This window comes from Teredinibacter waterburyi, from assembly GCF_001922985.1.
Classification (GTDB): Bacteria; Pseudomonadota; Gammaproteobacteria; order Pseudomonadales; family Cellvibrionaceae; genus Teredinibacter; species Teredinibacter waterburyi.
Genome location: NZ_MRUH01000167.1, coordinates 1 through 20193, shown reverse-complemented (window position 1 = coordinate 20193; position 20193 = coordinate 1). Strand labels below are relative to the sequence as shown.

Genomic DNA, 20193 nt, shown 5'->3' with positions numbered 1-20193 from the left:
CTTGTATCCTTAAATATAACGAGAAAATTACTTTAGGGTGAGTGAACTAAAAATCAGCGTTGAGTAGCGCCCGACCAATTCGCAATAGGAGTGAGGATTAACAGTTGCGAGGCTGGGCGCGATTAACTCAAAGCGGCTTTGAGGGCTGGTTGTGGGGACAGCCTTGTGCACGTTTTGCGCGCATGTTCCTTTGTTCTAGCGTCTCTTCCGGTTGGTCGAGCCAGCCTTGGGTTTGTTCACCGACTAACCGCGCCAAAAATTGAATATGGCTTTCGCTGGCGTTCAGCGCTGGAATATAGGCGAATGATTGACCGCCAGCCTCGAGGAAATAGCCGCGATTTTCGTCGCCAATTTCTTCGATAGTTTCGAGGCAGTCGGATGAAAACCCTGGGCAAATAACCTGAACCGATTCTACCCCTGATGCTGGTAGCGATTTGAGTGTAGCGTCTGTATAAGGCTGCAACCACTGTGCACGACCAAATCGGGATTGAAAGCTGGTGATAACGTCGCTGTCATTCAAGCCGAGGTTCTCGGCAACTAAGCGGGAGGTTTTCAAGCATTGGCAATGATAGGGGTCGCCCTTGTGTAGATAGCGCAGCGGAACACCGTGGTAGGAGAAGATTAGCTTATCTGCACTGCCATGCACTTCGCGATAGGCGCGAACACTGTCGGCGACAGCCTGAATATAGGCTGGATGATCGTGATATTGGGTTACAAAGCGCAATTGTGGCAGCCAGCGCCGCTGTTTAAAGTCGGCGGCTAGTGCATCAAAGGTCGAAGCTGTGGTGGAGGCGGAGTATTGTGGGTAAAGGGGCAGCACCAGTAGCTTCTCAACTCCGGCGTCTAAGAATTGCTGAATTCTTGATTCGATACTGGGTTGGCCGTAGCGCATTGCCCAATCAACCTGAACTCGATCGCCGTAGGCCGCCTGTAAGTGTTCGCCAAGCTTCTTCGCTTGATCTGCGGTGTGAAATGCGAGCGGCGAACCGCGCTCAGTCCAAACCTGCTGGTAGGCTTTTGCGGACTTCGCTGGACGTATATTCAAAATGATAACGTTGAGAATAAACCACCAAATCAGGCGTGGAATTTCCACCACTCTGGGGTCCGACAAAAATTGTTTTAAATAAGGCCGCAATGCTTGCTTGGTTGGCGCCGCGGGGGTGCCAAGATTACAAATTAACACGCCTACTTTGGCTTGCTGGTTGTGGCTGTATGACTGACCGTTAAATTGCACCTAAAAACCTCTGCAGCTGGAAAGTGTTAAAAATAGGATAAAACGTTTTATAACAGCGCGAACAACAGGGTTGTGAACGTGCTTGGTGTATATGTGCCTATTTCGTTCTACGTGTGTAGCTTGTGCCTCGCAGGGCGCCAAGATTGAATTAGGCCGAAAGTATAAGAGGCCAGCAGGCGTGAGTCGACCGCTGGCGGACAATCGTTGCTATTGAATGAAACAAATAGAGTCGTCGATAGTCGCAAGCATTAATTTAGCCAAGCCTAATAGCTTTGCATTGTTACGTTGAATCTAAGACAATTGGATCAGTTTTTTTAGTGGCAGCGCTATATAGGCGGACGCTTTCTGTTCGCACCAATAACGCTAGCAATATTATTGTAAGCACGGAGAAATAATATGAATAAAGTGCGCTTGATTTATCTACTTTTGGCAGCGGTTATTCTATTGGTGGCGGGCTGTGGTAGTCAGCCAATTGCTCGTCTTGATGATAGCGGTATTGATTATGCGAGTATTGCGCCCTATAAAATTGGCGTTGCCGACAGCCTTAGTATCGTTGTTTGGCGAAATGAGGAATTATCGGTAAATGTTCCTGTTCGTCCCGATGGCAAAATATCTATTCCCTTAATTGGCGATATTATCGCTGCAGGCAAAAATGTACCGCAGTTGGCCCTAGAAATTGAAAAGGCCTTAGACAGCTATGTGCGTTCGCCAAAAGTCACTGTAATTGTTACCGCCGCAACTAACGCCGAATATTTGCATCGTGTTCGCGTCACCGGTGCCGTTAATTCGCCAATCTCTGTTCCTTACAGCGAAGGTATGACGGTTCTCGATTTGGTATTACAGGCGGGAGGCGTGAGCGAATTTTCGAGCCCAAATAGCACCAAGTTGTATCGTAAAGGGCCGAAAGGTATGAAAGTCTACCCCGTGTATTTAAACGATATTATGCGTAAGGGTGATTTGCGTTCGAATTACGACTTACGTCCTTCAGATGTTATTACCGTTCCCGAGTCCATATTCTAATTAGTCGCATGAATAAAGCTGTGAAGCTACAGCTTGGTAAACATTGTGGCGTATGCGTTAGACCCGTTGCGGGGCAGTTGTTCACTTCTCTGCAACTTCAAATGGTGCCGAATTTATGAAATTTAAGCACGCACTCCTTCCCTTGTTGATTATGCAAGCCTCTACCGCGATTGCGGAAGTTGATCTTGTGGGGCAGTTGGGTTGGAGCAGTCTCAGTAATGCGAATCTATCGGTAGTCGACCCGCTAAGCGATGATGTTTTAGTTTACGGCGGTGAGCTTAGTGTTGAAGAGTCTAACGATTATTCGTTAATAGATTTAAGCTACAGCTATATAAAAACCGACTACCAAGACGAAGTTATGCCCAGTCGTAGTCAAGTGCTGGGTGTTGGCCACCTTGAGTTAAAAACGGCGAATAACGCGTTTGCGTTACTTGTCGATAATCGTGTTCGAGACTCTGCGCTCGATGTGCTGGCTGGCGATAGCCTGCCAAGTAACCTACAGCGCGTCACAACTAGCAGTGTCGCCCCCAGAGCGCGGTTGCAACTTGATTCGCGCGATACCGTCGATATGACTGTCGCACGGACTTGGGTTAAAACCGAAAATGCCACCGCTGATAGTACGGCGGATTCGGTGTCGGCTAACTGGTCGCGAGCAACAAGTGCAAAGGGTTTTTTTGCCTTGAGGCTGAGTCATTCGGAAATTTCACCGCAACAAGGGTTGGTCGAGCAGGTAAAGCAGCAGCGGGTAACAGCGCATGTTAACCGACGTATAAACGATGGCAGTGTGTCTTTCTCGATAGGTGCTTCAACCACAAAAACGTCTGCTAGTTTCGAGTTTGAACAACTTTCAAGTGAGCTCGAATACGACGCGGCATTAGTTAAGCGTTTTGATATTGGTAGTTTTAATCTCGCGTTCAGTCGTGAGGTTGCAACTACGGGCTTGGGCGCTGTAAATTCGACACAGGCATTATCCGCTGGTAGCGATCAATTTCAGATTGAGATATTAGAGCGCACAGTGCTTGGCTACAACGCCGACCTGATAGCGAATCGATTGAACCTTGACCTAGAGTTGAGTCAAGCAAGTGAAGAGGATCGTCTTTCGGGTGGGGCTGTGGATATCGAAAACGCTGCAGCAACACTAGCGGCGACACTTCGGTTTGGGCTGCTATCGCTGCGCGTAAATTCTAGTGACCGCAACGTTATCGGCAGTGATAGCGGCACGCTCGGTCGCAGTGGTACGGAACTAAGCTACGAGCTAGCCTACAGTGCGGAATTGATTCGTGACTTGCGAACAACTTGCAGGGTTGAAATAAGTGAGTTCAAGCGTGATGAAGGCGACATAGATGCCGAGACGTTTGGTTGTCGATTTGATTACAAATTTTTCTAGATGTATTCAGTTGATATTTCTTTGGCGTAGATAGCCAATATAAGCGTGTGCTTGAATAGATAAATTAAAGAACAGTAGATAGGTTTTATCAAACATAAAAAAAGGCGAGCTATATAGCTCGCCTTTTTTGTTATTGCTTCTAACCGAGTGAACTTAGGCCGTCTTGCGACGCTTGCGCAGAGAGCCGAAAGCCAACAAGCCAGTACCGAAAAGTAACAGCGAACCGGGTAAAGGAACGGGGTTAACATTCACAGATACACCGTTTAGCTTGAAGAAGTCATTGCCATCAGTGAAGCCACTAGTTGAGCTGATATTGGCGTTGTAGGCACCAATTAGCCAATAGCGAGAAGTTAAGCCGCCGCTGTTAGCGCTAGTGTCTTGGTTCAGGTTGTCGATGCGAGTATTACCTGCAGATTCCCAGCCTTCGCTAAGTAAATCTTGCCACTGCTTGCCTTCAAAGCTGGAAAGGTCGCTTAAATCGCCGGTGAAGGCCATAAGGCTTGCTTCGCTGTTAGTGGCGGTGCCTGGGTTTAACCAGTTGCCGTTTCCGCGCCAGCCAGAAGAGATAGACTCAAGTGAAACAGCTTGGTCGAACGATAAAAGGATCATATCGTAATCGCCGTTTCTGTTGTCGATTGCGTGATCTGGGCTATCCGCTACTTCTACGCCTAGGCCATAATCTGGGCCAAGCTCCGACCAGTTCCCGATATAGTCATTAACAATTTCGCTATTGCTGTCGTAAGACCAGCCAGTCGCGGTCATATTAAGAGGTGTATCGCCACCGATGTTGTAGGTGTAGTCTGTCGCGTAAATATTGCTTTCAGTGCTTGTTTCGCGGGTAGTACAGGTACGCCAGATCCAGTAGCCAGAACAGGTAGTACGTGTGACAACCTCTACTAGCGCGCCATCGCGGCTATCGGGTTCGCCCAGATCCAAATCAACTGATATAGCGTTTGCTGGGTTTGCTAGAGCAGTAATACCTAGCGCGGTACCCGCTGCTAATAATGTTTTATACATAGTTTTCAATGCCTCCGCATTTTCGAGCTTTTTAATATTCTACTGCGCAAGTGCCATTTGCCTCACGCTACCAAAACTTTGAACTTGGTCACATATAAGCAATTGTGGGGCCAATATTTTAAAATCCAATGAAAACAAGAAGATAAGTGTGTTCGTGTGGGATTTGCGTTGTCGTCCTGTAAATAATACTGACACACGGTTATGAGTGAACTAGATGAATAAATAAGATTAAATCGGGTATCATTGCTGGCGTTAAATAATCGGTCAAAAGTATGGGGAGTTGGGAATCGTGCGAAAAGGTATTGTACTAGCAGGGGGCAGCGGTACACGTTTGTACCCCTTAACAAAAGTTGTAAGTAAGCAGCTTATGCCGGTTTACGATAAGCCGATGATCTACTATCCGCTTGCAACCTTAATGCAGGCGGGTATTCGCGAGATACTCATCATCAGCACCCCGATGGAGCTGCCGCGATTTGAACAGCTATTGGGTGACGGAAGCCAGTGGGGAATCTCACTAAGTTACGAGGTTCAGCCTGAGCCCGAAGGTTTGGCGCAAGCCTTCATTATTGGTCGTTCATTTTTAGATGGCGCGCCCGCGGCACTGGTCCTTGGTGATAACTTATTCTACGGCCACCAGTTGGTCGACAGCTTAAAAGCGGCAAATGAACGCAAAATGTCTACGGTTTTTGGCTATCACGTTGCCAATCCGAAAGCCTACGGTGTAATAGATTTCGACGAGAGCGGAAAAGCCTTATCAATTGAGGAAAAGCCCGTTGCGCCAAAATCCAATTACGCTGTCCCTGGCCTCTATTTTTTCGATGAGCGTGTATCGGATGTGGCCGCATCTGTAAAACCGTCGCCGCGTGGTGAGTTGGAAATTACCGATGTGATTGAGCATTACCTCAACCGTGGCGAACTACAGGTAGAGATTATGGGTCGCGGTACGGCGTGGTTAGATACCGGCACCCACGATAGCTTGCTCGAGGCCGCTACCTTTATTTCTACCCTAGAAAAGCGCCAGGGTTTGAAGGTGAATTGCCCAGAAGAAGTGGCCTTCCGCAACGGCTTTATCGATGCTGCACAGCTCGAAAAACTCGCTCAGCCCCTAATCAAGAGTGGCTACGGCGAATACCTCTTGGGCTTACTGCAAACTAAGGTGTTCTAGTGAAATTTATCGAAACCTCTATTCCAGCTGTAAAAATTCTTGAGCCGAAGGTCTTTGGTGATGAGCGTGGATTCTTTTTTGAATCGTTTCGCGCCGATGAGTTTGCCGAAAAATGTACGCCTAAACCCTTTGTACAGGATAACCATAGCTCGTCTCGTCAAGGTATTTTGCGCGGTCTTCATTATCAGTTAGTGCAGCCGCAGGGCAAACTTGTTCGCGTTGTGCGCGGTGCTGTGTTTGATGTGGCGGTTGACGTTCGCCGCGCATCGCCAACCTTTGGTCAGTGGGTGGGGGTTGAGCTCTCCGCCGAAAATAAACGCCAGCTATGGGTTCCCGAAGGCTTTGCTCACGGCTTTTACGTGCTTAGCGAAATGGCAGAGTTTGTATACAAGTGTACCGATTACTACAACCCCTCCAGCGAACGTTCGTTGCGCTGGGACGACCCGACAGTCGCGGTCGACTGGCCGCTAGTGAATGGCGAAGCGCCGTCACTATCCGCAAAAGATGCCGCAGGTAGCAGCTGGGCTGATGCAGACTACTTTGAGTGAGACCAACCTTGAAAATTTTAATTACCGGTGCCGGCGGGCAGTTAGCTTGGGAGCTTGCCCAGACGGCGAGTACCGATAAAACCCTAGTATTGCTCGGACGCGAGCAGCTCAACATTGCCGATCAAGCTGCTGTCTCTGCAGCAATCGCAGAACACCAACCCGATGCCGTTATCAATGCGGCGGCTTATACCAATGTCGATGCCGCAGAATCCAATCGCGAGCAGGCGATTGCCGTCAACTCGATAGGCGTCGAAAACCTAGCGACGGCCTGCGTAAAACAGCAGTGTTATTTACTTCACGTATCGACCGATTTTGTTTTTGATGGCAGTGCTAACCGGCCGTATAAACCGGACGCGATTGCGGCCGATCCGTTGGGCGTTTACGGTTTGTCGAAACTACAGGGCGAACAAAAGCTTGCCGCCATTATGCCGAACGATTGGGCGATTTTGCGTACCGCATGGGTCTATTCTGCACACGGCAATAATTTTGTAAAAACCATGCTGCGACTTATGCGTGAAAAACCTTCCCTCGGTGTGATCGCCGATCAAATTGGCAGCCCCACCTGGGCTAAATATTTGGCTGTGGCCTGTTGGGCTGCGGTCGATAAAAAGCTTCAGGGAATTCACCACTGCACCGGCGACGGTGTAGCGAGCTGGTACGATTTTGCGGTAGCGATTCAAGAGCTAGCTATAGCTCGGGGTATGTTGGCGACCGCGGTTCCGGTAGCGCCTATCCCCACCGAGGCCTACCCAACTCCTGCGCAGCGGCCGTCGTACAGCGTATTAAATAATCAAAGTTTACAGCAGGCGCTGCCGGAGCTTCAGCATGAGCACTGGCGCAGTGCCTTAGCGAAAATGTTAGACGAACTCAAACAACTTGAAAGTAAGGCATAAACGATGGGACAAGTGATATTGGTAACTGGGGGTGCCGGTTTTATCGGTGTGAACTTTGTACATTACTGGATGAAAAACTACCCTGACGATCGAGTGATTGCGCTTGACGCGTTAACTTACGCTGGCAATTTCGCCAGTTTAGCGCCGGTGATAAATTCTAAAAACTTCCGCTTTGTACATGGCAATATTCTTGATCAAGGGCTGGTGGAGGGCCTGCTGCGAGAAGAGAGTGTTAACACGCTAGTGCACTTCGCCGCGGAATCTCATGTCGACCGTTCGATTACCGGCCCAGATGCATTTATTGAGACGAATATTGTCGGCACCCACAGCTTGTTAAAAGCAGCCAAAAAAGTGTGGATCGATGAGGGGATGTTTCCGCAGGATCACCGCTTCCATCATATTTCTACAGATGAAGTTTACGGCACATTAGGGCCTGATGATCCGGCGTTTTCCGAAACTACAAGTTACGCGCCCAACTCTCCTTATTCGGCGAGCAAGGCCGCGTCAGATCACTTGGTGCGGTCCTACCTCCATACCTATGGTTTGCAGGTGACTACCTCAAACTGCTCGAATAACTATGGCCCTTACCACTTTCCCGAAAAACTTATTCCCTTGGTTATCACCAATATTCTTCACAATAAATCACTGCCTATTTACGGTGATGGTCAGCAAATTAGAGATTGGCTCTACGTCGAAGATCATGCGCGCGGCATCGATTTAATTTTGAAAAAGGGTGTAGTTGGCGAGTGTTACAATATTGGCGGAATTAATGAGTGGGCTAATATCGATATCGTCACGTTAATTTGTAAGTTAATCGACGCGAAGTTCGCATCGCAGCCTGAGTTAAAACAGAAGTATCCCTTGGCATTGGCGGCACAGGCGGGCGATTGTAAGTCGTTAATTACCTACGTAACAGATCGCCTTGGCCACGATCGCCGCTATGCGATTGATCCGGCAAAAGCCAATGCCGAGCTCGGTTATAAGCCGGCGGAGTCGTTTAACTCTGGTATCGAAAAAACCATTACTTGGTATTTAGACAATGAAACTTGGTGGGCTGAGATATTAGACAAAACATATCTGGATAGAAATGCTAAAAGCTAACGATACCCAATCCACCAAATGGAGCTCGGCTCGACTATGAGCAATATTGGCGCTATAGAAATTCGACCTAAACGCTTGCTGAGAAATCACGACACGTTTAATCAATGGGTTCAACACATACTCAATATTACCTGTGTATGTGCGACGTTAATATTATTGACCTATTCCGAGGTGGGAGAATTTACGGTTCCCTACCGTTCGCTTATCGCGTTCACCATACTCTTAATGGTTATGGTGTATAAATCGATGGGTGTCTATCGTCGTTTTGATAATTTAGATGGCGGCATTAGGTTGTTGTGCCGCGCCTGGGGGGTCGTGTTAATTCTGTTGGGCGCGCTCTCGCTTATTACCGGCGTGTCCGATATTTTTCTCAAAAATGTGATAGTGGAGTGGGGTGTACTCTCTATTGTTTTCCAAATATCTATCTATTTCGTTACCTACAAAATACACGTTTGGTATAGCCGCAGGGTACAGAAACGTATCCCAACACTGGTGGTAGGTGCTGGTGCGATGGCTAAACATTTGGCCGAGCGCTTAAACAGTAATATTTGGCTGCCGGATGAAGTGGTAGGGGTGCTTACCCGCAATGCGGTACCAATCGAATGGGAAACCGATAAATACAAATTACTTGGCAATATTGATCAGATCGCTGACGTTGTAAAGCGCTTGGGTATCCGCCGTGTATATGTTGCCTTAGCGTTTCACAACACGGAAAAGCTAAAGGATATCCAGGAGCATCTAAAAGGTATGCATGTGGACCTGATCTGGGCGCCCGATATCTTTTCGCTGAATTTACTTAACCACAGTGTGCGAGAAATGGCCGGCGTGCCGTTGATCAACTTAAACGAAACGCCACTATTGGCCGGTGGCCCAGCTTTTTTGAAATACACTCTAGACAAAATTGTGTCTGTGTTGGCTTTGGTTATGTTGGCTCCGCTATTAGCGGTAATTGCCTTGATAATAAAATCGACTTCGAAGGGGCCGATTATTTTCAAGCAGATTCGCGACGGTTGGGACGGTAAGCAGTTCTACGTTTACAAGTTTCGAAGTATGTATATGCATGACGACGATGAGGTTGTAAAGCAGGCAACCAAAGGTGATAGCCGGATAACGCCAATAGGCGCATTTATTCGGCGAACCAGTATCGATGAGTTACCGCAACTTTTTAACGTGCTGGAGGGCAGTATGTCGTTAGTTGGGCCGCGTCCTCATGCGGTATCTCACAATCAGTTTTATTCAAGCCGAGTAAAAGAATATCTGGCTCGACATAGAATTAAGCCGGGGATGACCGGTCTAGCGCAAATTAACGGTTTGCGCGGTGAAACCGATACTCTGGAGGCTATGGAAGCGAGGGTGTTGATGGATCTTGAATATATCAAGAACTGGTCGCTCTCTTTAGATTTAAAGATTCTACTGAAAACGCCGCTATCGTTGGTGTCAAAGAACGCTTATTGATCTGCGGTCGCGGTTAACATTTCGTGTTAGAAAATTAATGGCGAAGACACCCAGAGGCTCGAATAAAATGGAAAGATTTTTGTGTGGATAGCAACTAAGGCTCGCGACGTGTATTTGCTGTTGATGGCAATTTTTGCAATTGCTGCGTTGCTTTTTGTGCAGACTTTGGCAGAGCTTGTTATCTACTGGCTGCAAACCCCGGAATATGGTCACGGAATTCTAATCGCCGGAATTGCTGGCTACCTCGTGTGGCAGCGACGCAAAGCAATTGCGAGCATTCCTGCAACCCCATCTCCTTTCGGTTTGCTATTACTGCTTTTTGCATTGGCGCTATTTTTAGTGTCGTCATTGGGAGATGTACGCGCCGGTAAGTTTTACGCTGTAACTTTTATATTTGCGTCTATTCCGCTTGCCTTGGGTGGAACCAAACTATTTCGGCCGTTTCGCTTTCCCATTATTTTAATTCTCTTTTCTGTACCTTTACATCCGGTTCTGAACCAGCATCTTACTCGCGAGTTACAGCTCATATCATCCGACATAGGCGTGTGGTTTATTCGCGCTATGGGGATGCCAGTGTTACAGGATGGCAACATAATAAATATGGGTAGTTTTATTATGTTAGTCGAGGAGGCCTGTTCAGGGCTTCGTTACCTGCTGCCGCTGACCGGTATCAGTTTGCTTGCAGCCTATTACTTTAAAGCAAACCTTTTGGTGCGAAGTTTTATTTTTTTGTCGTCGGTACCCATTACCGTAATGATGAACAGCTTGCGAATTGCAGTTACAGGCTGGTTAATAAAATATTACGGCGCCTCAGCGGCTGAAGGGTTTCTTCACGATTTCGAAGGCTGGTTTGTTTTCCTGGCTGCGTGCGGACTCTTGGCCGGTGTTCTGGCTATTGTTGCCTTAGCGCTGCGGGGGACCTTGTCATTCGCCGCAAATATCGACGCCGGTAAAGATGGTGTTATTGGGCCGGTCAGCTGGGTCAGTAGCCTGAAGCCGGCAGCACTTGTGGTTGTGGTGCTCGTGCTTTCGACCCTACTCATTCATTTAATTACGGCATCGCGCGCGGATGTTCAGCCAAAGCGAGATAGTTTTTCCAGCTTCCCGCTTGTGTTAGATGGTCGCGATCTGTACCCCGACGTGCTAAGTGAGCGCATCTTAGGTATTTTAAAAACTGACGATTATTTTATCGGCGATTTTTATGACAATGTACGGCCGCCTATTAATCTCTATATGGCTTACTACGGCAGTCAGAGAGAGGGAAGTTTGATACATTCTCCGAAAGATTGTTTGCCTGCAGGCGGTTGGGAGATTGAATCGACTGAAATTATCCAGCTGCAGAGTTTAGGTTTGGCGGGGGATGCAAATCGTGTCGTTATCTCTAAGGGCGATCAAAAACTTTTAGTTTACTATTGGGTCGCACAGCAGGGTATTAGCTACGCCAAAGAGTCAGATCTTTACTACTCATTATTAAAGCGAGCGATTCTTTACGGCCGCACCGAGGGTAGTTTGGTGAGATTATTTATTCCCGTTGGCGATACCGAGAGTGACATGATTAAGGCTGAAGCCGAATTGCAAGCGTTCGTTAGACAGGTGGCGCCGGTCTTGCCGAAGTACATCCCAGAATAAATATGATCTACCGCGGCAGATTGCTTGTTGGTAGCTAGAGGTGAAAAACAGTGATTGATTTTAGAGTGTTAATTTTGGCGATACTTGTGTTGCTGGGCGGTTGTGATAGCGCAGAACAAAAGACCACAAAATTCTATCAAAGTGGCCAGGATTATTTTGCGCAACAAAAATTTGATGCTGCAAAGATCGAGTATACCAATGCATTACGTACAAACGACTCCCATATACCCTCGCTGTATGGTTTATCCCGCGTTTTAGAGATAGAAAAAAACTGGGAGTCGATGGAACAAAACCTGAACAAACTTTTAGAGCTAGACCCAGACCATATTCAGGCAAGAATAAGTTTAACTAACCTGTACATAGGAAGTGGCAGGACTAACCTGGCGGTAGAAAATAGTGCTTATTTGATGAAGCTCGCACCAGAGCAAGTGGATGTGAAGATAGTGCGCGCAGCGGCATTATTTAAAGTAGGTAATTACGCAAAGGCTGCAGATATTATTGACGAAGTTCTAGCAACGGACCCTGCCAATATTGACGCTGCAGCTTTGACTGCTAGCCAACATGTCGGCCGGGGTGATGCCGAATCGGCATTGGCTGCGCTTGCGCCAGCACTGGATCAGCATCCAACTAACAGTGTGCTGCTTTATTTAAAGCTGAGAGCCTACGCCCTAACTAATAATTTTTCTGGGTCTATCCCTGTCTACCAGCAGCTAATGACACTACACCCGAACAATACGGCGCTGCCTGATGCGCTTGCGCGTGGCTATTTAAAAATGGGCCAGTTCGACAGCGCGGTAGAATTGTTTGAGGGGATCGCCGCAAGCCGCAAAAATGTCGACTATTTATTTCGAGCCATCGAGCTTGTGAATGCGGTTCAGGGTGTTGATGCTGCCGAGCAAGCTGTACGCAGCTATCTCGTAAAGTACCCGACTATGACGAAGCTACATTTTGCGCTGGCGGATATCTATATTAAAAAACGCAACGTCAATGACGCGAAAGCCGAAATACGAAAGGTGATTTCCGCGAGTGAGAATGAAAACGTAGCATTGGAAGCTATGAATAGATTGGCTCGTTTAGAGATGATTACCAGCAATCATGATGAAGCGCTGACCATGGTGGATGAGGTTATCGAACGCGACCCGCAAAATATCAGCGCTATCTCAATACGGTCGTATATTTGGATTTCTCAGGGTAAAGCTGAATCTGCAATTCGAGAGTTGCGTACCTATTTACGCAATGCCCCAAAATCAACAGAGTTGTTGATGACGCTGGCAAAGGCTCACGAAAGTGAACAGCAGTGGGAGCTAGCGAATGAAAACTACGCTCGAGCAGTGAAGGCCTCAGATGGCAATCCTCAATATAAATTAGTTTACGCAAACTACCTACTAGAGAGAAAACAGTACCAGCAGGCGGAGGAATTAATTAGCCCGCTGTACCGGAATAATTCTAACAATGAAGAAGTGGTAACCCTTTACGCAAAGCTGAATGTTGCCCAAGAAGATTGGCCTGCTGCGGAAGAGGCGACCGAGGCTTTGCGGTCATTAGCTGGAGATTCTCCGATGATCGCACAGTTGCGCAGCCGTATATTTTTTGGAAAAAATGACGTAGCAGCGGCGATTAAACAGCTTGAGCACTTACAAACCTTAGCGCCAGATTCAGTGCAGGCCACTGGCATGTTGGTGAACGCGTATTTAGAAGCGGGGCGTAGAGGCGAGGCCGAGGCGTTGATTCGACGCATAATTGCCAAGGATGAGAAACACTATTTTGGCCACTTGTTACTCGCGAACTTATATATCTACGTTAGCGAATACGAAAACGCGGAGCGAAGTTTTGAGGCTGTGCTTGCATTAAATCCTAAGATGCTTGAAGCCCATACTTCATTGATTCAATTATTACTAAGGTCCGAACGTAATGAAGATGCGGAAGCTGCTGTGAATCGTGCCTTGCAGACCTTTCCGAAGAATAGTGTTCTGCTAATGTACGCGGCGAATATTCAGCAGCGGAATAAAAACCTAGAGGCAGCAAAGCAAATCTATAGCCAAATATTGGTAAGTGCACCCGGTCACGATGTAGCCGCAAATAACTTAGCTTCACTGCTATTGCAGGACGGTTCCGCAGAGTCGCTAGCTCGTGCAGAAACCGTAGCGGATCGTTTCAGGCAATCGCAAATGCCACAGTTCCAAGATACCCTTGGCAGAATATATACATTACAGGGCAAGCTTGACGAGGCGATCTATTTGTTAAAGCGCGCGGCAGCGGGCTTACCTAGCGTTGGTGAGGTGCGGTACCACCTCGGCCACGCTTACGTACTAAAGGGTGACAAGGTGAGTGCGAGCATCGAATTAACGGCAGCGCTAAAAAATGCGAGTGGTGATGAGCGCTGGTTACCCGACGCCAAAGCGCTGTTGGATACGCTTTAAGGGCTATGTCGAGAGGCGGCAACTCAGTCGGTTTTTTTTACATTTATAGCTTTGGCTAAATTGGCCGTAATTTCCCAATCGGACAGTTGGCGTAAATTTACAGATGGATGGCGCGATTAGCCTTGTTTGTGGTGCAATAGTACCTGTAAGAACCCTATCCCAGATACTTGGCATGCTTATTGGATAGTAACTAGCAGCCAGCTGTGTTTGAGCTTTTTAAACCAGCCATTAAAAGTTATTTGGGAGATCTATCGTGAAGTATATTAAGCAACTATTGATTGCTGCAGTCTGTGTTGCGCTTTCAGTAAGTGCCTACGCCGTCATCTTTGGTGACGTGGCCAGCACGGGCGAGCAGGGAAGCTTGGGAATCCCTCTTCCGGTTATGGCAGTAGCATTTGGTACTGCTCTTATTATCTTCGGCTACCGTAAACCGAAACAAAATTAAGAGACCGTTAAAGGACGGATTGCAGCTATGTAGAAAAGATAGCCTGTAAAGAAGTAAAAAGGGGCGTAGAGCCCCTTTTTTTGTTGTACTCTTTCGGTTCTACATATCTACAACTGTCTGTAATCACTAAACTTTAGTGATTAAATTCTAACTTAAGGATTTTCTGTGTATACCGAAGACCAGCAAGCAGGGGCAAGTATTGCACCCAATTATCTTCACGCGATTTTGCGCTATAAGTGGTACATCCTAGTTACTGGGCTGCCGTTACTTATAGTCTCGGTCATCATAGTTGCCTCACTCCCCCCCGTGTTCCTGTCTGAAGGAACGGTTATGGTTGAGACGCAAAAAATCCCCGAACAACTCGTACAAACTACCGTAACCACCGCAGTCAATGAGCAAATTGACATTATTAAGCAGAGGGTAATGACCCGCGATCAGTTGCTTTCTGTCATTCGTAAATACAAATATTTCAATTTAGATGAAAGCTCGCCAATTCAGGTCGGCCAAGTTGTTTCGAGTGTACGCCGTTCAATCAATATCGATGTGAAGCAGTCGCGAGTTGGTCGAGAAATATCGATCATCGCCTTTAATGTGGGCTTCAGTTCGCGTAACCCCGCTATAGCGCACGCCATGGCGAGCGACCTTGTCACCTTATTCATGAGTGAAAACATCAAGGTTAGAACCGAGCGTGCGTCTGAAACGACCGCTTTTTTCCGAGCGGAAGCCGCCAAAGTGAAGGCGGATCTCGATAAAACCGAAGAAGGCGTAGCCAACTTCAAGCAGCAAAATAAAGACGCGTTACCTGAGCACCTAGAGTTGTATAGCGATATGCGCGAGCGAGCGCGGGATAGGCTCGATCAAATCAACCGCAATATACGCTCTGCCCAAGAACAAATAGAATTGTTGCGATCGCAGTTAGTCTTATCTGCAAAGTCAGACCCAGAAAATTTAGAGGCTATGCGTGCGCGCTACCGCGAACTTTCGCTTATGTATAAGCCGGATTACCCCGACCTTATTATTCTTAAAGAGCAAATAACCCTGCTTGAAGAGAATCTGCTTAACAATGTTGCCGGAGCGAATTCTGGCAGTGCCTCCGAGATGGCTGTCCGAAGTAAGATAAAACTTATTGAGTCCGAGATCGACACCTACAATCAAGATCGAGTAGATACTGAAGAAAATATCTCCGATTTGGAGCGTAGGATTTTGAATATACCGCTGGTGGAGCGTGGTTTAATTGATCTCAATCGAGACTACCAAGCGAAGCTGGGCCAATATAATTCGTTAACCGGAAAAATTATGGAAGCATCCATGGCGGAAAGTTTGGAGCAGGGCATGCAAGCCGAGAAGTTCTCCATACTTGAGCCGCCGATTTTACCACGAGTGCCGGCGGCGCCAAATCGGTTGAAGTTAATGATTGCCGGCTCGGTACTGTCTTTGGGTTTTCCGTTTGGCATTGCTTTACTACTTGGTCACTTTGATCGTACCTTTAGGAGTTTAAGCTCTATCAAGAAGGTGGCCAAAAACTATCACATGATAGAAATTCCATTCGTTATCACCGAAGCGGAAAACAGCGGTAGTAAGCGTCGAATGAGAATGTCGTTCGTTGCCGCTGCTATTGCGTTCTTGATAGTGGCTCTGTCGTTACACTTTTTGTATATGCCGATCGATCAAATCGCAGAAAAATTATTGGCGCGTTTTGGTGTGTTTATTTTCTAGTTGATCGTGGAGTTTTCACCGCCGGCATTCACACTTCGAAGCCAAATTTCAGGTGAGCTCCAAAAACAAAGCGTGTAACAAGTAGATAAAACAAGCAGGTAATAATAATTATGAATACATCTATGGCGTCGACGCCAATCACAAGTTTTAAAAATGCTATTCGAGAGCTCGTGCGACCGATCAAGTTTTGGTACACGCTAAAAACTCAGCCGCGGCAAAACAAGGTGTATACACAGTTCAATCGCTTTCCGCATCAGTACCAAGCACTTATCGAAAAAGTTATTCCTCGATTTATTGATGCCGACGGCTTGAGTACGCGCGGGCCTTTAAGAATCGCCGTATTTGCCTGTTGTACCGGCGCTGAACCTTTTTCGCTCGCCTATACCTTGCGCAGCCATTTCCCTAAGCTAGAATTTAATATTCAAGCTTACGATATTGTCAAAGAAGTTGTTGAGCAGGCAAAAACAGGTCGTTATACGCAAGAAGAAGTTGATGAGGGAGATTTTATTAATAATGAGTTCATCGAAAGTGTATTCGATCGGGTTGATGGTGGTCTTGAAGTAAAGCAATGCTATCGAGCGCCGGTAAGTTTTGATGTAGGTGATATGCTGGATGCAGAATCAATGTCGTCTATCGGAAATTGTGATTTAGTGTTTGCGCAGAATGTATTATTCCATTTACCCGCTGATCTCGCGGTGAATGCGTTCTCAAATTTGTGTAATTTATTGTCGCCTAGTAGCGTACTGTTTATAAATGGTATGGATACCGATATGAGAATTAAGTACACCAAAAAACTAAAGCTCTTCCCGCTTAACTATCTCGTAGAAGAAATACATAACGACGCACGTGTCAATCGCGGTGCGGGTTGGGCAAACCAATATTGGGGGCGCGGTCCCTTTTCAACTAAATCCCGCGAGTGGGTGCGAAAATTTGGAACAATCTATAGCCCAACGGAGTGGCTATGAAGGCGCCAAAGTCTTTCTGTGATATCGATGTTGAGGGGTCTGTCGCGAGAAGGTTTGAACTGCAAGTGCAGCGTTACCCTGAGAGGATTGCAATCGATTATGCAGGGCAACAATTTAGCTACGCAAAGCTCAATAGTTTAGCCAATCATTATGCTCATGCCTTATTAGCGGTATGCCCAGCGGCAGTGCCTACACGCATCGCCGTATTTATGGACAAAGGTATCGAAAATATCGCTGCTATATTAGCCGTACTTAAGTGCGGTCATGCCTATGTTCCCGTCGATCCGGAATTCCCGGATGACAGAAACGCGTTTATTCTTAGCGATAGTGATGCCGGCGCGATTATTGGCCAACACAGCCACAAAGATTATATTGCCAAGCTTACGTCGAACGCTGTACCCATTATTGATGTTGATCAGCTCGAATCGGTTGGCATAGTCGAAAACTGTGACCTTGATGTGTCCGCCGACGCGCTCGCTTACGTTATTTATACCTCAGGCTCAACTGGCCGCCCCAAAGGTGTAATGCAAAATAACCGCAACCTTTTACACGGTTGTATGCGCCGTACGAATTTGCAGTGCGTTACCCCCGATGATCGTATGAGCCTGTTTTATTCGTGCAGTGTTATGGGTTCTGTGTATTGTATTTTCGGTGCACTCTTAAATGGTGCCGGACTCTACCCTTATAACATCCGCGAAGATGGATTAGATGAATTGGCTGACTGGTTAGTCAGCAATAATATCTCTATCTACCATTCTGTTGCTTCCGTATTTCGGCAGTTTTCGGCGTCCTATTCGCAGTCATCACAAAAGTTTTCGGTACGGCTGGTAATTTTTGGTGGTGAAAAAGTATTGACCAGTGATGTCGACGCAGCGAAAAAAGTTTTTTCGTCTAAGGTAAGTTTCTACACCGGACTTGGCTCTACAGAAACTGGAACCATTCGTTATTTTCCTATCACAGCCGAAACCGAAATCACATCAGATGTTGTTCCTATCGGCTACCCTATCGAAGGCGTTGAAATTTTGCTGCTCGATGAGAATGGCGCGGTAGTCGAAACGGGTGACATAGGTGAAATCGCTGTTAAGAGCCGCTATATCGCCTTGGGCTATTGGAATAATCCAGAAGCAACTAACAGCGTGTTTTCTGTGGATGAAAATGATTCTGCAGTCCGAATTTATCGTATGGGTGACCTGGCAGTAGAGAATTCTGATGGCTTATTAGTCCACCGCGGCCGTAAAGATTTTCAAGTTAAAATTCGCGGCTTTCGGGTCGAGACGGGGGAAGTCGAGTCCGCGCTTCAGCAGCACCCGTCAATTGATGAGGTAGTTGTTACTGCTGTAGATGTAGGCGCGGGCACTCAGCTGGCCGCCTATATTGTGTTAACGAAAGCGCTATGCCACAAGGGCGTAAGTGTGCGCAGTTTGCGTGAATTTTTAAATGGCATTTTACCCTACTACATGATCCCTACCATGTTCGTCGAACTCGATGAACTTCCAAAAACGCCTAATCGCAAAGTAGATCGAAAAGCGCTACCGCAACCTAGTGCAGCGAATGAGCTTGTAAGCGAGGCGCCGATAGCGCCCAGCACGGCGACAGAAAAACTGGTTGTCGAGATCTGCTCAGTCTTACTACAGCGCGACGACATAGGTATAAACCAGAACTTCTTTGAGATTGGTGGTGATTCCTTGACCGCGACGCAGCTCGTCTCGCGACTTAACAATCAACTCAATAAAACGATATTTATGCGGGATATATTCTCCGCAACCGATTTTAAATCCCTAGCGGCTGTTTTAGATGAGACGACTGAATCAATTCAGACTCCAGAGCAGGGTAAATTGCAAAAGGCGAAGCGCGGCGACCGGATACCGTTAAGTTTTGCACAAAAGCGGATGTGGCTAGTTGATCAACTGCATGACGCTAGTTCAACCTATAATATCTCTAATACGATTAAAGTGAACGGTGTGGTTGATATTGCGGCGTTAACTTTAGCGGTGAATAAAATCGTTGAACGTCACGAAACGCTAAGGACGATCTTTCCATCTGATGTTAATGGCCCTTGGCAGCAGATACAAAAATTTAAATCGTTCAACCTGCCGCTGTTAGATTTAACGTCGAATGATAAATCAGGGCGTGAATGGGAAGCTATGCGCGCCGTGCAAGATATGGTTCAGAGCCCTCACAATCTCGCAATCGGCCCGTTGTTTGATGCAAAACTGATAAAATTAGATACCTCAGAATTTATTCTTTGTTTTGTGTTCAATCATATTATTTACGACAATATCTGGTCATCCGGCGTATTTTTCAACGAGCTAAACGGTTGGTATCGGCATTATCTTAATAACCAGCCGGAAGAGTTCTTGCCTGAACCCGAGTTTCAATTCGTTGATTACGCGGTATGGGAACAGTGCCGAGTAGATGCTGCCGCTCAGCAGCACATTAGTTACTGGCAAAGCCAATTAGCTAATCCACCGGGCCCGTCTCTTTTACCAACGGATTTCCACCGCCCGAGTAGAGCAAGCTTGCGCGGTGCGCAGGTGCAGCTCACCTTGCCCGAATCGGTTCGGTTAGGCTTGTCACATCTATCTAAGCTTGAATCTGCTACCCATTTTATGGTGTTAATCGCCGCTTGGCAGTGCTTGCTCTACCGCTATAGTGGCCAACAGGATATTTTAGTGGGCACGCCGACTGGGCGTCGCTATCGTACCGAAACCGAGGGAATGATTGGCCTGTTCATTAATAACTTGGTCGTGCGTAGTCAGTGTAACCCCGCCTTGACCTTTCGTGAGTATTTAGCGCAGGTACGCGCCACGACTATTGAGGCATTTAGCCACGACGAGTTACCCTTCGAAAAAATAGTGAGTGAAATCAATCCGGACCGCATACAAGGCGTATCACCCTTTTTTCAGCATTTTTTTATTCATCGAAACGCGACAAAGTCGGCATGGAAGCTTGGTGATTTGGCGGTAACGCCGCTAGCAATGCATCAGGGCGGTTCAAAATTTGATATAACGCTATCGGTGTTGGAAGACGACGATAAAATTAGCGGTACGCTAGAATATGCTACAGATCTATTTGAGCGCAGTAGCATGGAGCGTATGGCGGCCAACTATATCGAATTGCTGAGCAGCATTGCGGCTAATCCCGATCAGTTGTTGAGCGAGCTTTCGATAATCGCGCCGAATGAGCGGCAACAGCTCT

Annotated in this window: 15 protein-coding genes; 13 read left to right on the top strand and 2 right to left on the bottom strand. The window is 47.1% G+C overall.

What is annotated here, in order from left to right:
- Positions 1 to 127: 127 nt before the first annotated feature.
- Positions 128 to 1234, bottom strand: a complete 1107-nt coding sequence (gene hemH / locus IDZ20_RS13530) for a ferrochelatase (RefSeq protein ID WP_188151975.1) — start codon at positions 1232 to 1234, stop codon at positions 128 to 130.
- 396 nt (positions 1235 to 1630) lie between these two features.
- Between hemH and IDZ20_RS13525 the strand changes: the two genes are divergently transcribed.
- Positions 1631 to 2254 carry an XrtA/PEP-CTERM system exopolysaccharide export protein gene (locus IDZ20_RS13525; RefSeq protein ID WP_188151974.1) on the top strand — a complete coding sequence of 208 codons (624 nt, stop codon included), beginning with the start codon at positions 1631 to 1633 and terminating at the stop codon, positions 2252 to 2254.
- Positions 2255 to 2369: 115 nt separating this feature from the next.
- Positions 2370 to 3641, top strand: coding sequence for a hypothetical protein (locus IDZ20_RS13520; protein ID WP_188151973.1), 1272 nt, complete (start codon positions 2370 to 2372; stop codon positions 3639 to 3641).
- A 153-nt stretch (positions 3642 to 3794) separates the two neighbouring features.
- On the opposite strand, the gene xdp1 is transcribed toward IDZ20_RS13520, so the two are convergent.
- Positions 3795 to 4658: an exosortase-dependent surface protein XDP1 gene (gene xdp1, locus IDZ20_RS13515; protein ID WP_188151972.1), complete on the bottom strand. Its 864-nt coding sequence runs from the start codon at positions 4656 to 4658 to the stop codon at positions 3795 to 3797.
- Positions 4659 to 4914: 256 nt separating this feature from the next.
- Between xdp1 and rfbA the strand changes: the two genes are divergently transcribed.
- The 11 genes from rfbA to IDZ20_RS13460 all read left to right on the top strand — a co-directional run.
- Positions 4915 to 5823, top strand: coding sequence for a glucose-1-phosphate thymidylyltransferase RfbA (rfbA, locus tag IDZ20_RS13510; RefSeq protein WP_245792342.1), 909 nt, complete (start codon positions 4915 to 4917; stop codon positions 5821 to 5823).
- Positions 5823 to 6371 carry a dTDP-4-dehydrorhamnose 3,5-epimerase gene (rfbC, locus tag IDZ20_RS13505; RefSeq protein ID WP_188151970.1) on the top strand — a complete coding sequence of 183 codons (549 nt, stop codon included), beginning with the start codon at positions 5823 to 5825 and terminating at the stop codon, positions 6369 to 6371. Before rfbA ends, rfbC begins: the two co-directional genes overlap by 1 nt.
- A gap of 8 nt (positions 6372 to 6379) precedes the next feature.
- Positions 6380 to 7264, top strand: a complete 885-nt coding sequence (gene rfbD / locus IDZ20_RS13500) for a dTDP-4-dehydrorhamnose reductase (RefSeq protein ID WP_188151969.1) — start codon at positions 6380 to 6382, stop codon at positions 7262 to 7264.
- Between the two features lie 3 nt (positions 7265 to 7267).
- Positions 7268 to 8365 carry a dTDP-glucose 4,6-dehydratase gene (gene rfbB, locus IDZ20_RS13495; protein ID WP_188151968.1) on the top strand — a complete coding sequence of 366 codons (1098 nt, stop codon included), beginning with the start codon at positions 7268 to 7270 and terminating at the stop codon, positions 8363 to 8365.
- 36 nt (positions 8366 to 8401) lie between these two features.
- Positions 8402 to 9820, top strand: a complete 1419-nt coding sequence (locus tag IDZ20_RS13490) for an undecaprenyl-phosphate glucose phosphotransferase (RefSeq protein WP_188151967.1) — start codon at positions 8402 to 8404, stop codon at positions 9818 to 9820.
- A gap of 81 nt (positions 9821 to 9901) precedes the next feature.
- Positions 9902 to 11449: a VPLPA-CTERM-specific exosortase XrtD gene (xrtD, locus tag IDZ20_RS13485; protein ID WP_245792328.1), complete on the top strand. Its 1548-nt coding sequence runs from the start codon at positions 9902 to 9904 to the stop codon at positions 11447 to 11449.
- A 50-nt stretch (positions 11450 to 11499) separates the two neighbouring features.
- Positions 11500 to 13869, top strand: a complete 2370-nt coding sequence (locus tag IDZ20_RS13480) for a tetratricopeptide repeat protein (protein WP_188151966.1) — start codon at positions 11500 to 11502, stop codon at positions 13867 to 13869.
- Between the two features lie 253 nt (positions 13870 to 14122).
- On the top strand, positions 14123 to 14314 hold the full coding sequence (locus IDZ20_RS13475; protein WP_188151965.1) for a hypothetical protein: 192 nt from the start codon (positions 14123 to 14125) through the stop codon (positions 14312 to 14314).
- Positions 14315 to 14479: 165 nt separating this feature from the next.
- On the top strand, positions 14480 to 16030 hold the full coding sequence (locus IDZ20_RS13470) for a GumC family protein (RefSeq protein WP_188151964.1): 1551 nt from the start codon (positions 14480 to 14482) through the stop codon (positions 16028 to 16030).
- Positions 16031 to 16140: 110 nt separating this feature from the next.
- Complete coding sequence (locus IDZ20_RS13465; RefSeq protein ID WP_188151963.1) at positions 16141 to 16995, top strand: CheR family methyltransferase; 855 nt, start codon at positions 16141 to 16143, stop codon at positions 16993 to 16995.
- The coding region (locus IDZ20_RS13460; RefSeq protein ID WP_188151962.1) for a non-ribosomal peptide synthetase at positions 16992 to 20193 on the top strand (3202 nt) is incomplete at its 3' end. The genes IDZ20_RS13465 and IDZ20_RS13460, both read left to right, overlap by 4 nt.

Bases quoted from the DNA above. Each gene is read 5' to 3' on its own strand.
- IDZ20_RS13520 (WP_188151973.1), top strand. From the start codon at position 2,370: ATGAAATTTAAGCACGCACTCCTTCCCTTGTTGATTATGCAAGCCTCT.
- rfbB (WP_188151968.1), top strand. From the start codon at position 7,268: ATGGGACAAGTGATATTGGTAACTGGGGGTGCCGGTTTTATCGGTGTG.
- IDZ20_RS13465 (WP_188151963.1), top strand. From the start codon at position 16,141: ATGAATACATCTATGGCGTCGACGCCAATCACAAGTTTTAAAAATGCT.
- xdp1 (WP_188151972.1), bottom strand. From the start codon at position 4,658: ATGTATAAAACATTATTAGCAGCGGGTACCGCGCTAGGTATTACTGCT.
- IDZ20_RS13525 (WP_188151974.1), top strand. From the start codon at position 1,631: ATGAATAAAGTGCGCTTGATTTATCTACTTTTGGCAGCGGTTATTCTA.
- IDZ20_RS13490 (WP_188151967.1), top strand. From the start codon at position 8,402: ATGAGCAATATTGGCGCTATAGAAATTCGACCTAAACGCTTGCTGAGA.